This is a genomic window from Vibrio tasmaniensis (assembly GCF_024347635.1).
GTDB lineage: Bacteria > Pseudomonadota > Gammaproteobacteria > Enterobacterales > Vibrionaceae > Vibrio > Vibrio tasmaniensis.
In genome coordinates, this window is sequence record NZ_AP025511.1 from 1,144,544 (window position 1) to 1,158,231 (window position 13,688).

At 39.4% G+C, this 13,688-nt stretch carries 15 protein-coding genes; 14 read left to right on the forward strand and 1 reads right to left on the reverse strand.

Annotation, left to right across the window (positions count from 1 at the left end; genetic code table 11):
- Positions 1 to 502: 502 nt before the first annotated feature.
- Both OCV44_RS19315 and OCV44_RS19320 read left to right on the forward strand, forming a co-directional pair.
- A complete protein-coding gene (locus tag OCV44_RS19315; RefSeq protein ID WP_261900936.1) occupies positions 503 to 1,285 on the forward strand; it encodes a LysR family transcriptional regulator in 783 nt (260 codons plus the stop codon).
- Between the two features lie 33 nt (positions 1,286 to 1,318).
- Positions 1,319 to 2,469, forward strand: a protein-coding gene (locus OCV44_RS19320; RefSeq protein ID WP_139686336.1) for an IS3 family transposase whose coding sequence is annotated in 2 segments (ribosomal slippage) — positions 1,319 to 1,562 and positions 1,562 to 2,469 — 1,152 coding nt in all. Because the reading frame shifts where the segments join, the coding sequence is not laid out codon by codon here.
- 27 nt (positions 2,470 to 2,496) lie between these two features.
- On the opposite strand, the gene OCV44_RS19325 is transcribed toward OCV44_RS19320, so the two are convergent.
- Positions 2,497 to 2,868 (reverse strand): prepilin peptidase, encoded by a 372-nt coding sequence (locus OCV44_RS19325; protein ID WP_246091829.1) that lies wholly within the window; start codon positions 2,866 to 2,868, stop codon positions 2,497 to 2,499.
- A 210-nt stretch (positions 2,869 to 3,078) separates the two neighbouring features.
- On the opposite strand from OCV44_RS19325, the gene OCV44_RS19330 reads away from it, so the two are divergent.
- Genes OCV44_RS19330 through OCV44_RS19385 form a run of 12 tightly spaced genes read left to right on the forward strand, consistent with a single transcriptional unit; the run spans position 3,079 to position 13,687 of the window.
- On the forward strand, positions 3,079 to 3,285 hold the full coding sequence (locus tag OCV44_RS19330) for a Flp family type IVb pilin (RefSeq protein ID WP_135381482.1): 207 nt from the start codon (positions 3,079 to 3,081) through the stop codon (positions 3,283 to 3,285).
- Between the two features lie 50 nt (positions 3,286 to 3,335).
- The gene (locus tag OCV44_RS19335; RefSeq protein WP_139686091.1) at positions 3,336 to 4,112 is read left to right on the forward strand and encodes a CpaB family protein; all 777 of its coding nucleotides are present in this window, start codon (positions 3,336 to 3,338) and stop codon (positions 4,110 to 4,112) included.
- Position 4,113: 1 nt separating this feature from the next.
- On the forward strand, positions 4,114 to 5,439 hold the full coding sequence (locus OCV44_RS19340; RefSeq protein WP_139686092.1) for a type II and III secretion system protein family protein: 1,326 nt from the start codon (positions 4,114 to 4,116) through the stop codon (positions 5,437 to 5,439).
- Positions 5,439 to 5,900: an ATPase gene (locus OCV44_RS19345; protein ID WP_139686093.1), complete on the forward strand. Its 462-nt coding sequence runs from the start codon at positions 5,439 to 5,441 to the stop codon at positions 5,898 to 5,900. Before OCV44_RS19340 ends, OCV44_RS19345 begins: the two co-directional genes overlap by 1 nt.
- 2 nt (positions 5,901 to 5,902) lie before the next feature.
- Complete coding sequence (locus tag OCV44_RS19350) at positions 5,903 to 7,096, forward strand: AAA family ATPase (protein WP_139686094.1); 1,194 nt, start codon at positions 5,903 to 5,905, stop codon at positions 7,094 to 7,096.
- A complete protein-coding gene (locus tag OCV44_RS19355; protein WP_086050785.1) occupies positions 7,093 to 8,358 on the forward strand; it encodes a CpaF family protein in 1,266 nt (421 codons plus the stop codon). The genes OCV44_RS19350 and OCV44_RS19355 overlap by 4 nt, the downstream gene beginning before the upstream one ends.
- A complete protein-coding gene (locus OCV44_RS19360; protein ID WP_139686095.1) occupies positions 8,355 to 9,269 on the forward strand; it encodes a type II secretion system F family protein in 915 nt (304 codons plus the stop codon). Before OCV44_RS19355 ends, OCV44_RS19360 begins: the two co-directional genes overlap by 4 nt.
- On the forward strand, positions 9,269 to 10,135 hold the full coding sequence (locus tag OCV44_RS19365; RefSeq protein ID WP_139686096.1) for a type II secretion system F family protein: 867 nt from the start codon (positions 9,269 to 9,271) through the stop codon (positions 10,133 to 10,135). Before OCV44_RS19360 ends, OCV44_RS19365 begins: the two co-directional genes overlap by 1 nt.
- Positions 10,132 to 11,262: a tetratricopeptide repeat protein gene (locus OCV44_RS19370; RefSeq protein ID WP_139686097.1), complete on the forward strand. Its 1,131-nt coding sequence runs from the start codon at positions 10,132 to 10,134 to the stop codon at positions 11,260 to 11,262. The genes OCV44_RS19365 and OCV44_RS19370 overlap by 4 nt, the downstream gene beginning before the upstream one ends.
- Positions 11,259 to 11,795, forward strand: coding sequence for a TadE/TadG family type IV pilus assembly protein (locus OCV44_RS19375; RefSeq protein ID WP_086050789.1), 537 nt, complete (start codon positions 11,259 to 11,261; stop codon positions 11,793 to 11,795). Before OCV44_RS19370 ends, OCV44_RS19375 begins: the two co-directional genes overlap by 4 nt.
- A complete protein-coding gene (gene tadF, locus OCV44_RS19380) occupies positions 11,785 to 12,369 on the forward strand; it encodes a tight adherence pilus pseudopilin TadF (protein WP_086050790.1) in 585 nt (194 codons plus the stop codon). Before OCV44_RS19375 ends, tadF begins: the two co-directional genes overlap by 11 nt.
- A gap of 1 nt (position 12,370) precedes the next feature.
- The gene (locus OCV44_RS19385; protein ID WP_211349779.1) at positions 12,371 to 13,687 is read left to right on the forward strand and encodes a VWA domain-containing protein; all 1,317 of its coding nucleotides are present in this window, start codon (positions 12,371 to 12,373) and stop codon (positions 13,685 to 13,687) included.
- The last annotated feature ends 1 nt before the right edge of the window (position 13,688 follow it).

Consider the following 13,688-nt stretch of genomic DNA (forward strand, 5'->3'; position numbering starts at 1 on the left):
TTGCACACACATTAAATAATTAAGAAAAGGAATGCTCTGTCGCACTTCTTTTTCTTAGGTCACATTTATAGGTGTTTAGTTGCACTTAAGTGTAATCTTGATCGCAAAAATAGATAATAGTTAATTTGATTGTTTTTTGAGCTCCGACCTTGTGGTGAGGGAATATTTACATAAATTTCAACGATTTTTGTCAACCAAAAGGTGGAGAGTGCATAAGTTTTAGTTATAATTGTGTTGGTTGTCATTTGCACTAGAAAGGTGTTGTGTAAGGGCTTTGGTATGTGAATGACATACAAAATATGTTGTTTGTAAAAGCACATAAGGATTTGTGAATCAGTTGTTGGTTGTGGTGGGTGTGTTTATTTATATAGATGCATATAAACATTATTTATGAGTATATAAATAATGTTTTTTTGTATCTGGATGACACTATTGTTACTTTGACGCTGATTTTTAATAAGAATAATTAATAAAATAACGCAACATCGGGGTAGTTTGCACCATGAAAAACGTCAACAGGTCTATCGACGTCAAATATTTAAGAACATTTTCGCACGTTGCTAAACACAAAAGTTTTACAGCAGCCGCTGAGTCTTTATTTATGACACAGCCCGCTGTATCTCAGCATATTAAAAAGATCGAAAGTACAATCGGGGCGAGTATTTTTGATAGGAAAGAGGGATTTTTACTCACTAAACACGGAAAAGTATTACTTGATTATGCAGACCAAACAATGTCTATGTACGAAAGATTGTTTGAAGATTTGGAAAAGGTTGAATTAAGAGATCAATTCAATATAGCGATTTCTGAATCTTTTTGCTTTGATATGGTTGAGCGTGTAATCAATGAATTTCGAATGTTGAACAATATAGACTTGTCCATAAACAGCTTCACAAAATCCTCTTTATTAGATTCGTCTCGTTACGATTTGATTTTTACAATGGATAGGATTTCACAAGAGAATGGAAAATCGTATCAACTGAATACTGTGAACTATGTTATCGCGCATTCTAATTCACTTGACCCGCATGAGTGTTATCCGCAGAGAGTTGTTTTTTGTAGCTCCCTTCCTAAATCCTATGTACAAGAGATTCTCAACGATTATAACATTGACTCAAATCATGTGACGAGTTGGGTGAAGACAAGTTCATGCCAATTCCTTAAAAATGAACTGGAAACGAATGGAACTATTTTAATATTTCCTGAATGGTCGATACGTCACAATAAATGCAAGACAATACCATTACGTCAAAAAGTGATCTGCACCAGAAGTTTTGGACACTGAGTTAAGTGAGTACAATCACTAACGAGGTGAACAATGACAACTAAAAAAACACGAATCAAACATGCTCCTGAATTTAAATCCGAAGCACTTAAGTTGGCAGAGAAAGTCGGTGTCGCTGCTGCCGCACGACAGCTATCGTTGTATGAATCTCAAATTTATGGATGGCGTAAAGCCGTCAAAAAAGATGCGAAAATCAGCGATAGAGAAAGGGAACTCACCACTGAAAATGCCAAACTCAAACGGTTATTGGCTGAGCAAGCTGAAGAGCTAGATATCGTAAAAAAGGCCGCCACCTACTTCGCGAAAAATCTAAAGTAGATTGCTATGAGTTTATGCTCGAACACCTTATGCAATATAGGATTGTCCGTATGGCTAAGGTGTTTGGGGTTTCTCGAAGTGGGTTTTATTATTGGATTGATAATCGCCATAAAGTCACTCAACGCAACGAGCACCGAAAGCAGCTTGACAGCAAAGTTCGAGAAGTCTTTGATGATAAAAAGGAACGTGACGGTGCAAGGCGTATTCAAAAAGAACTTGAGGCAAATGGTAATAAGCACGATGTAAAAACCATTGCCGCGAGCATGAAGCGCCAGAGCTTAGTCGCGAAGGCAGCCCGTAAGTTTAAATGTACGACAGACAGCAAGCATAGGCTTCCTGTTGCCCCGAACTTGCTAGAGCAAGATTTTAATGCGACAGCACCAAACCAAAAATGGGCTGGAGATATTACCTATCTAGCGACAAGCGAAGGTTGGATGTATTTGGCGGTTGTTATCGACTTGTACTCACGGCAAGTAGTTGGTTGGTCAATGAGCACCAGAATGACCGCGATTCTGGTCTGTGATGCGCTATCAATGGCATTGTTCCGTAGAGGCATGCCCGAAGGGGTAATTATCCATAGTGATAGAGGTAGCCAATATTGTTCAAAAGACTACAGAGACTTAATCTCAGCCCATAATCTAAAACAAAGTATGAGTAGGAAGGGAAATTGCTGGGATAACGCCTGTGTTGAAAGCTTTTTCCACTCAATGAAAGTAGAAGCCGTTCAATACGAGCCGATAATGACGCGAGAAGAGATGCGCCAAGCACTTTTTGAATATATCGAAGTTGATTATAATCGAACAAGAAGGCACAGTGCCCTTGGGTATCTAAGTCCAGTTAACTTTGAAAAACAATATGTCGCTTAATGCGGTGTCCAGTCTAACTGGAGCAGATCATCCTCTTACCTTTCCTACTATGTACATTGCGAAAACCAAAAAGCCTCCTAGAAAACCTATACAAATCAACGCTACCGTAACTAGATTTGGCTGTATGCCAATGATTAAGGCACAGAGTAACTTCACATCTCCAGCTCCTATCACTTTTAGATACCAAAGTATAAAAAACACCACGAAACATAAAATCGCAATGGGTAGTGATGACATCAAGTAACCGTTATTTAACGCGACAATATTACTAAATATCAAAGCAATTTTGTTTAGGTTGTTTGGGATTTTTCTATGCCAACCATCAAAGAAGCATACAAACGACAGTATTAAAAAATTTGTTGATATTAATACAATGTTAACTAATAAATCTATATTCATAGTTAGAGGGTATGCTCAATAAATTTTTATTTCAACAGATGTCGAGTTTATATTATTTATGGCTTTATAAATATACGTTATCTCAATGCCCAATAAATTTGTGTTATGTGTCCATAATAACTATTAATTTGATGTATGTTTTTGTATCAGGTAAATTTTCCTCGCAATTTCAATTAGACCAATGGTCAACATACTTTTTATAGGATTATTATGTACTACAAAACTTTAGCAAAAATGGCAGAACTTAAAATGAAGTTCGAAGATGATGTTCGTGGTGTGACTGCAGTTGAATACGCAATTATTGCAGTTGTAATGTCAGGGATTATATTAGCTGCGTTCCAGAATGACACGATATCAGGAGGAATAAAGACGGCACTTGATGCTGTAAAAGCTGATTTAGTAAAAGCTAGTAAGTAGTTGAAATATAATAATCTATAAGGGGCTTTCGCCCCTATTTTGGGCTTGATATGAACAGAATAATCATTCTTCTTTTTGTTGCTTTATCTATTTTTTCAACGCTGATTTATATTAATGTTAACTATATTTCAACTGACGAAGAACCACTGGAGGTTCACGAGAAAGAAGAACCTAAAGTCAGTATTTTAGTTACTCAAAAAGAAATTAGACGTTCTCAACCTTTAACCCCCAAGTATTATGAACAGAAGTTTGTTCACATATCTGATTTAGATGGTTACTACTATACGTTAGAAGACGATTTGGTTGTTAAACCTGGTGCTCTTTTTAAAGAGGACATCAGTAAAGGTACTTATTTAACACAAGATATGATCTCCAACCCGGGAGACCGAGATTATATGTACTTGTCACTAAATGATGGTGAATTACCTTATTTTTATGAAGTGACAGGTATTGGAGTCGTACAAACTGCAACTCTTACCCCTGGCGATAAAGTGAGTTTTGTGTCAACAACTTCTTCAAAATCAAATCTTGTTGAGAATGGGTATGGTGATATTGGCGATCTAGTTAGCCGAGTAATTATCAGTGGAGCGCGTGTTTTACAGGTAATAAAAGGCAGTAAAGATAGTGACTCCGAAGATGCCGATGATAAGAAATACAGTTTAGTTATTGCATTGAATATGCGGAGTGTTTTGAAGCTAGAAATGGCTCAAAAAATTGGTGATGTGAATATTATTCCATCTGAAATAGAAAACCGATATTTATCTATCCGAAGTAGCGACCTTTTAGAAACTCAGTTTGGTGTCAGAGAATTACGTGGTAAGGAATAACATGACTTTAAAGAAGAAAAATATAGCCTTGCTATTGTGCGGGATTCTTTCATGTCCATTGCTCGCATCAGAATTAATGAACTTGGATCAAGGCGCTGCGAAAACCATTAATTTGAAGAGACAGATATCGACGGTGTTTGTCGCGAATCAAGAAATAGCAGACTACAAAATTATCGATGAAAATAAGGTTGTAGTTTATGGCGTTGGCCAAGGGACCACCTCGGTGATTGTTTATGATCGCGGTGGAAACGAAATTTATAACGCAGAATTGGTAGTCAACCAAAGTTTAAGACTCTTGAAGCAAACACTCATTGCTAGATTCCCTGATGAAAACGTTGTGGTTTCCAATGTAGGTGACCAAGTTGTATTAGATGGCATTGTCGGTAGTGAAGAGATTAAACAAAAAATCAATCGACTTGTTGGTGAGATGTTGAAGAAAGATCGCCGCCGTGCAGCTTATGAACTAAAGGATGCGGACGGTGAAGCCTTAGACGAGCTAGAGTACACGGCAAAGTACAACTACGATCAAGTCATTAATAACTTGAAAGTACTCACTACTGAGCAGATCAATGTCAAGCTGACGGTCGCGGAAGTATCTAGCTCATTTTTGACAGAATTAGGTGTTACTTATAGCGATAGTGGTGATCCGGGTACTTTTGTAAATAAGCTACTTGATTTTACGGCTCAAGATATCGTTTCAGTTATTTCCGCTAGTGGTGATGACAAAATCGGGCGTGTATTGGCCGAGCCCAACCTTTCTGTTATTTCAGGTGAGCAGGCTAGTTTCCTAGCCGGTGGCGAGATACCAATTGCTGTCAGAGATGAAGACGGGATTACCATTTCTTATAAAGAATACGGCGTTAAGTTGGCCATGGTTGCAAAGGTAACTGACACAGAGAATATTCGCCTAACCTTGATCCCAGAGGTTAGCTCGATTGATGAATCAAACAAAACCACGACAGGCTTAATTTCTGTGCCTTCTTTACGAACTCGACGAGCTCAAACAACGGTTCACTTGAAAGATGGGCAAAGCTTTGTTTTGGCGGGGCTATTGACATCGGAAGAGCGAGAATCATTAACCAAGATTCCAATTTTGGGAGATATTCCAATTCTAGGCGCGCTGTTTAGCCACTCTTCCACCAATCGTTCCAAGACTGAATTGATCATTGTTGCGACTGTTAACTTGGTTGATCCGGTCGAGCAAGAGCAGGTCAAATTGCCAAGCTTTAGACGTACAAGTGATCTTGAACGACTCCTTAAAATTGATCTTTCGGAACTTGATGAACCAGAACTTGAAAACACGATAAACCAAGGAGGATTCAACTGATGAGATGGATCGTTATCACTTTAATCGCTCTTATTACTTCTGCTTGTTCTCATGTTGATACTTCGAACTCTAGTGTGATTGAGCAATTGGAAGAGCGTTTTGAATTTGATATGGCGAGTAGCGAAGATTCAATCTCTCGCTCGGTGGCCTTTATTCGAGAACTCAATGCGAGAGAACCTAAGGCGACGTTCTACGTCAAATATAAACCGGATGCGAGTGATTTTGTTGCTAAATTACGAGATCGATTTAAGTCGGAATCTATTGCAAAAGACAGATATAAAATCGAACTTTCCGATCATGACCAAGAAAAAAACATCTTAATTATAGGTCGATATGTCCGAATTAAAAGCAGTGACTGTGGAGTGATGGTGTTCTCGAAAAGGGAAGAGTATCAATTTGGTTGTAGCGTTGAGCATAACCGAAACATCAGCTTGGTTAACCCAATTAAGAAGGCGAAATAGTAATGGACTTGGATATCTTGTTTCGTAATTCGTCGTCGAAAGTGAAGTCGACGGTTGAGGCTACCGATCTCATTGTGTCTGATGATAATACCCTAACTGAATCTATCAATGATTTGTACGCTATTGAAGGTTTCCCTAAACCACTTGAAGTCACCGATATTGATTTAGATGGTGTTTGGAATCAGTCAAACATTAAGCTTAATCATGTTGTTCTGGATCTTCGTAGTGCCTCAAACGTTATAGAGCAAGTCTCTGAGATTTCGATTCGTTTAGATGTGAATATATCTTTGCTTGTTCTCTGTGATGTTGATTCTATAAAACTGCGTAACCAAGTGCATGCATTAGGCGCTAGTTATGTTCTGTGGGATCCAGAACTTGATTCATTACTTGCGGCAATTAAATCGACGCAAGAAGGTGAAAGCACCGTCAAAAAAACGCGTGTAGCCAAACGTATATTAGTTTTGGGTACCAAAGGCGGTATTGGAGTATCTTGCGTAAGTTCTGTGTTAGCACACTCCTTAGCAGAGCAAGCAAATCTAAAGACACTCTTGGTGGATCATGATTCAGGAGCGCTAAATAGTGACATTTATATTGGTGTAAAAGGCTTGAAAGCCAAGCACAACAGTATAGATTTGAATCAGATCGATATCGACAGTGCGATAGCTAAGACCTATGTACATGGTGTGAAAGATAAGCTTGATTACTTGGTATTAGAGAAAAATGTTGCTTGCCTTACAGATCACGCATCTACATTGTACAACCTTTCCAATCAACTCATTGATCAATATAACTTTATTATCGATTCGGCGCCCTTATCTTGCTATGAAGAGATGCATGATCAGGAGCTATCAGATAAGTATCACCGCATCTTTATTGTTTGCGAACCTTCGGTTTCTTCACTGCGTTCTTACAACTCTTTGAAGAAGAAGATCGGGAAATCTGAACACCAAATCATCTTCAACCTTAATCGGCCAGCGAAAGACTTCATGATGACACTCGCGAGTGCGAAAGAGAGAATCAAAGCCAAAGATAGCATTGATTTCATGTACGAGCCGTCGCTAGAAAAAATTGTGGTACAGCAGGGTATTAATGAGTTGCTTAAATCTAAATCTGCCACTGCCGTTCTAACTATGGTTGCCACGTTGACTGGCAAGAAAATTAAAACTAAATCACGTTTCAGTTTGTTTAGAAAATGAATCAATTAAAAGAAATTTACATCCAGCTTCGAGATGAGATCTTTGATGCTCTAGATGCCGCTACACTTGTTGAAATTAGCAATCAAGAGCTAGAAGAACAACTCAAAGACTCGGTTAATATATTGATCGATAAGAAGCAGCTGCAAGTTAGCTCATTGAAACGTGTCGACTTAGTCAAAGCATTACTCGATGAGTTGAAAGGTCTTGGACCTCTGCAAGCTTTAGTCGATAACGATGATATCTCGGATATCATGATCAACGGCCCGTCGGATATCTTCATAGAAATCAATGGTAAGGTTGAGCAATCACCCATTCAATTTGTTAACGAAAAACAACTGAACACCATCGCTAAGCGAATCGCATCAAATGTTGGTCGTCGTATCGATGAATCAAAACCGCTTTGTGATGCTCGTTTGATGGATGGGAGCCGTGTAAATATTGTGATCCCCCCGTTAGCGATAGATGGTACTTCTATCTCTATTCGTAAATTCAAAGAGCAAAAAATTAGGCTTGAGAATCTTGCTGAGTTTGGCGCGATGTCTGTCGAAATGGCCAAGCTTTTGTCCATTGCGAGCCATTGCAAGTGCAACATATTGATCTCCGGTGGTACCGGTTCAGGTAAAACAACGTTATTGAACGCATTATCTGGCTTCATTGGCGAAACGGAACGTATTGTTACCATTGAAGATGCTGCGGAGCTACAGCTTCAAAAACCTCATATAGTTAGGCTTGAAACTCGACAAGCTAGCGTTGAAGGAACAGGAGAAATCACCGCTCGAGACCTTGTGATTAATGCCCTTCGTATGCGCCCGGACAGAATTATTGTTGGTGAATGTCGTGGTGGTGAAGCCTTTGAGATGCTTCAAGCCATGAATACTGGCCATGACGGCTCTATGTCGACATTGCACGCTAACACACCTCGTGATGCCATTGCTCGTACTGAGAGCATGGTGATGATGGCTACCGCCAGTCTACCTATATCAGCAATACGCCGAACCATAGTCAGTGCAGTAGACTTAATTGTTCAAGTAAAGCGTCTCCACGATGGTAGCCGTAAGGTGATGTACATTTCTGAAATTATCGGCATGGAAGGAGATAGCGTGGTGATGGAAGACATTTTTCGTTACGAAGCGACTTCAAATTTCAAAGATGGAAAAATGGAAGGTGAATTCAGAACTCCCGGTTTATCAACTCGTTCAGTGATTTATGAACGCGCAAAATTTTTTGGTTTAGAACAAGCAGTAAGGGAGATCTTTAAATGACCTTAATACTGATTGCATCATGGAGTGCTTTGTTTCTCTGCTTTCTTATTCATCGGTCTCGCCAAAACAAAAAATTGAGTAGTTTGATCGAGATGGAAGGTGAGTTTGAAGGAGTGAAAGGTGTTCGCTCTGTTATCGATTCACAACAGTTTGAAGAGAGCTATAAAGCCAGAATCAGAAAAATGTACAAGAAGGTAATCAAGGTATTTCAACCTAATATGTCCTTGAAGCTGGTATTGTTTATCTCCGTGACGACATCTGCAACGTATGCTCTCAATGAGTTTTTTTTACGTCAGGACTTTATAGTTTGCCTGATTGTTGTTGAGCCTCTCTTGTTCTTTGTCTTTTACAACAACCTAAAAGCAAGGCAAGTAGAGCGTTTTAAAACTAACTTTCCAGACGCTCTGAACATTTTGAGTGGGGCTATTTCTTCAGGGCAAAGCATCATTCATGCCTTCGAGTATGTAGGTAAGCAGCTTGATAACGAAGTGGGCAAAGAGTTTAAGTTCATGGCTGAGCGTTTACTTATTGGTGAAGACCCTGATGACGTTCTTGAACGAAGTAGCAATACGTTTCCGTACTTAGAGTACTTTTTCTTTGCTTCAACGATAAGAATCAACTTGGCTAGAGGTGGTCAACTCAAAGATGTGATCAACAAAATAAACCGACTTATGTTTGATTCAAGAGCTGTGGAGAAAAAGAAAAATGCCTTGACCTCAGAAGCTCGAGCTTCGGCAAAGATAATTGCCTGCTTACCTGTGATTTTTCTTATTATTTTGAAGTTTACGAGCCCTGAAAACTACAGTTTTGTGATGTTTGAAGAAGCTGGTCAACCTATTTTTTATTATGTATTAGCCAGTGAGCTAGTCGGGTTCTTTTGCATTTGGCTGATTTTGCGGGGTGTGAATTGATGGACTTTGAAACCGTTATAATTTGGAGCGTAATATTTATTATATCGATAGTCCTAGCAACGTATTGTTTACGATTTTGGGATAATACGAGAGCGGACATCGAGACTCGAAAAATAATCGGTTCGACACGTGAAGAGAAGAAAAGAGCAGATTTATTCAAGGCTATATTGTCTAGGATTAGTTTTAATAAGCATGAAACAAAAAGGAAATTGGTCGCTGCTGGCTTTTACAGTGATTTTCTTGCTGATGCTTATTACTTATTAAAAATAATTCCTTTTTGTGTTTGCTTAGCATTGATTGTCTTTGATTTTTATAGCGGTGAAACAAAAGCAGTATTCGCACTGTTATATCTAATGGGGGCTTTATTAATATTTATCATTGGCCCTGATTCTTATGTGTCGGCTCGAGGTAAATCTAACATCAAGCACATAAGTTCACGATTGCCATTTTTACTCGACCTAATGAATGTTTGCGTCCATACGGGGATGACGATTGAGTCTAGCTTGGAGTACTTGGCAAAAGAACTTCACTCAGTGGACAGTAATCTTGCTCATGTGGTCAGAGTGACTGTCGAACGCTCTCGCCTGGTAGGTCTTGAAAAGGCATTAGAAGAGTTTTATGAGCTTGTTCCAACCAGTGAATCACAAAGTTTCGTGATGACCATGGTGCAGAGCCTCCAATTTGGTTCATCAGTTGGCCCAGTATTAGTGACTTTAGCAAGCGATATTCGTGAGCTTAATATGATGGATTTAGAAGAACGAATCGGGAAAATGGGGGCGAAGATGTCGATTCCACTTATCGCTTTTATCATGGTTCCGATTATTATTTTAATTGCTGCTCCAGGTATTATGAGGGCGTTGATGTGATAAGAAATTTTGTACTGTCCGTTATTGTTTTGGTTCTTTGCTCCGGTTGTTCAACGGTTAATAACCAACTTGATACCAAAGAGCAACTACTTTTAGGGTCGGGTGACTCACAGAAACTCATTGAATTTTATAAGGCAAATATACAATCGGAACCTGAATATAAAGTTAAATTGGTTAATTTGTATTTAGATCTAAAAGATATCAAGTCTGCTGAGCTGTATCGCAGTACTTACAATGATAATGATCTTAATGAACCTGAATACATTTTAACTAATGCAAGGCTTTATTATCAAAAAAAGAATTTTGAAAAAGCACTGGAAGAGTTGAGTAAGTATCGGGATGAAGGTGGCAAAGAGTATGAGTATCAACTTTTAACTGGGAAAATATTGGCTCAGCAAAAGCGATTTACCCAAGCGATCGAACATTTTGAGGAAAGCAGAAAACAAGGGGCTTCAGACAGGGAGGCTGGCAACAATATCGCTGTCGTCAAAATAATGCAGTCTGATTATTTGGGTGCAACAGACATTTTATATGACCTTTACCTTTCGAACCCGAATGATCAGAGAGTGAGTTCTAACTTGATTCTCTCTTCGGTTAAATCTCAGCGACCGGATATCGCGCTAGAGGTTTTGAAGCATTCGAATAGCGATGAGCAAGCTCACAAACAGTTGTCTGCATTAATGAGGTCAATATCTAAAAGCAAAGGGAAGAAAGTCGTGACACAGTCAACGATAGAAATGGAACAACAGTTTATTGGCTCTCAAGCTAATTCAGGGGGCTTTGTCGCCCCGACGTCTCGCGTAAGTAAATTGGATGCTACCACAGAGTTTCAAGCATCTAGACACAGTGTCGATGGTTCTGTACTTGACCCAAGAAAACTTAAGCCCGGGGCAAAACCCATTTATCGTGTGCAAGTATTGGCGACGTATACGGCGATCCCTTCTGACTTTTTGAACTATTTGAAAACAAACTACGGCTCTGTTTATTCGTATACACATGGTTTATGGAAGCGTTACTGCATTGGTGACTTTAATGACTTAGATGAAGCTAAAGTGTTTTTAAACAGTATAGATATCAAGGGAGCATTCGTTGTTGATTACACTAAGAAAAGGTATGTCCGACTATGAGAAGGTTTAAGCGAAAGCAAAAGGGGTCATTGACGGTTGAAGTCGCTATGGGGATTCCGATTTTTCTAGCTATTGCCTTTGGCTGGGTAGAGATCTGTATTTTGACGTTCTCAATGAGCATGACAGACCATGCTTTGACCACAGCGGTAATGCGTACCAAAAAAGCGGGTGATTCAAGCAGTAGCAATTCCATCAATTACGGGAAAATGATCAATGATGAGTTAACCAAAGCTGGCGGGGCATTATGGAGTAATGTAGTCAAAGAGGGGAGTGTGGTTATCCATGTTAACTATTTTCGTGACTACGAAGGCTTTCTCAAATGTACGGATACTTACGCTTCTACAGATGAGTGTCCAGATAAGAAAGATGAACCCGAAGACATGGCATTAGCTGTCTATGCTTTAGAGTATACGTACGACCCGATTGTATCCATTTGGTTTCCAGACATTGCTATTAAGCGTGAAGTCATCACTATTCAAGAATATGAAAGATGTTCGTTCAAAATTGGTCAGGGGGCAGGTTGTGCAAGCTAAACAAAAAGGCGCATTTGCTGTTGAATTGGCGATGGTATTGGTTTTTGCTTCAGGGATCTTCGTTGTCGTAGTCAATCATATGCTAGCTATTAATAAGAAGGGCCAACTCGACAGAGCTTCTTATTCATTGACCACTATCTTTGCTGAACGAAAACAATTGTTTAATGCCGATATGGATATATGCGCGGGTGACTGTAGAAAAACAGAACACAACGCGTTTGTGATTGCTTCTGCTTCGATGAAACGAATGATTCCAAACTTTGATAAAAACAAATTTGGGATGCGCATCGACGAAATAAGGCTTGAAGAAACCGCTTTATCTGGAGGTAAAGTGAATTACCGAAGGGTTCAAAAAACTCTAACTAAAGGGAGTATTCATGGGTGTAACTTTCCTGATATGAGCGATATAACGAAGCAAAAAGCGATAGAAATACTGCCAATCACATCAAGAGGTCGCAGATTACCCATGTATCAGGTTTCATTATGTTATGAAACTCCAATTAATGTGCTTGGTGTTGCTAATGGTGAAGTCTTTCGCCTTGTAAGTACATCTTATTCATTTGCGAGGGTTTAAGGTGAAATCGATAAAGAAAAACCGAGGTGTCGCAGGTGTTTTGTTCGTTGGCCTCTTACCAGCGATGGTTATTTTTATGGCGTTTTCGATGCAAATGTCGCAACAGATGTTGGCTCACTCTCGGTTATTAGAAGCTGCAGAGGTTGCGAGCCTCGCACTTATTGCAAGCCCTAAAGAGGATGAAGATAAAAACGTAAAGTATGCACGTTACTTGGTTGATAGATACATTTTAGACAATTCAGAGGATGTGGATGTCGCCGTGTTTACCCGTAAATGTGAATATAAAGATGGTTGTGTTCAAGCTAGTGGCGAATTGGCGCCATTTAGTGACTTTGTCGTTAGTGCTACAGCCAAATATACATCCTGGATTTCGTATGAAGATGTCGATTTAGAACCTGAATTTACGGTTAGTGGACGAGCGGTCACGCGAAAGTATCTTCCTCAATCTGTCGACGTTTACTTCATCGGTGACTTTAGTGGTTCTATGGGTAATCCTTGGAAGAACGGAAAAATGAAGTTAGATGTAGTGAAAGAAACCATTAAACGAGTCGTCGATGACATTGAAAAATTCAACACTGAAGAAAAGAGTCGAGTCGCCTTACTTGGTTACAACCCGTTTCATGTTAAGCAGACCGATAAAACTGTAAGAGTTAACGCTTATGGCTATTACGGTTCATGGAGAAAAAAATACGCTTACAATTACGCTCGTTCCTCGCCAGGAACAACGGTTAGGCGAATGTTTGACAAACCCAAACTGTATAACGAAATACTCGAGCCAAAGAGGGGTATGAGTCGATACGAGGTTGAACGTCTCCATACTCACAACGTTAATTTTGCTAAGTATCACAAGTTTTATGATATCCCGTTGACTGAAGACTATGATGAATTTCGGTCTCAATTAATGAATACCGAGCTGCAAGCTGGTGGAGGAACGTCGTCTTGGAATGGGATCATTGCTGCTGCCCAAGAAGCTAATAAAGCTACGAATCTAAACCCCGAGCAGGTGTTTATTGTGTTGTCTGATGGACGTGATGGGGACAGTGGCTATCTGCAGAGATTAGTGAATCAAGGGCTTTGTAAAAAGCTGCGTTCAACCATATCCGCAAAACGAAATCGCTTCCAAAGTAATTCGCCGACTGAAGCTGAAAAAACGAAAGTCACAATGGGCGTTATTGGTATCAATTACAAAGTAAATGAAAGTGATGGCTTTGGGGATTGTTTTGGTAAGAAAAACATCTACCACGCAAAAGATGGTGAAGATGTGTACAAGTACATTCTGAATCTGATTAATGAAGAAACCGGAAAACTAAAGGATTAAC

Coding starts and splice junctions, on each gene's coding strand:
- OCV44_RS19335 (WP_139686091.1), top strand. CDS start 3,336: ATGAACAGAATAATCATTCTTCTTTTTGTTGCTTTATCTATTTTTTCA.
- OCV44_RS19345 (WP_139686093.1), top strand. CDS start 5,439: ATGAGATGGATCGTTATCACTTTAATCGCTCTTATTACTTCTGCTTGT.
- OCV44_RS19355 (WP_086050785.1), top strand. CDS start 7,093: ATGAATCAATTAAAAGAAATTTACATCCAGCTTCGAGATGAGATCTTT.
- OCV44_RS19360 (WP_139686095.1), top strand. CDS start 8,355: ATGACCTTAATACTGATTGCATCATGGAGTGCTTTGTTTCTCTGCTTT.
- OCV44_RS19365 (WP_139686096.1), top strand. CDS start 9,269: ATGGACTTTGAAACCGTTATAATTTGGAGCGTAATATTTATTATATCG.
- OCV44_RS19325 (WP_246091829.1), bottom strand. CDS start 2,868: ATGAATATAGATTTATTAGTTAACATTGTATTAATATCAACAAATTTT.
- OCV44_RS19330 (WP_135381482.1), top strand. CDS start 3,079: ATGTACTACAAAACTTTAGCAAAAATGGCAGAACTTAAAATGAAGTTC.
- OCV44_RS19315 (WP_261900936.1), top strand. CDS start 503: ATGAAAAACGTCAACAGGTCTATCGACGTCAAATATTTAAGAACATTT.
- OCV44_RS19340 (WP_139686092.1), top strand. CDS start 4,114: ATGACTTTAAAGAAGAAAAATATAGCCTTGCTATTGTGCGGGATTCTT.
- OCV44_RS19375 (WP_086050789.1), top strand. CDS start 11,259: ATGAGAAGGTTTAAGCGAAAGCAAAAGGGGTCATTGACGGTTGAAGTC.
- OCV44_RS19350 (WP_139686094.1), top strand. CDS start 5,903: ATGGACTTGGATATCTTGTTTCGTAATTCGTCGTCGAAAGTGAAGTCG.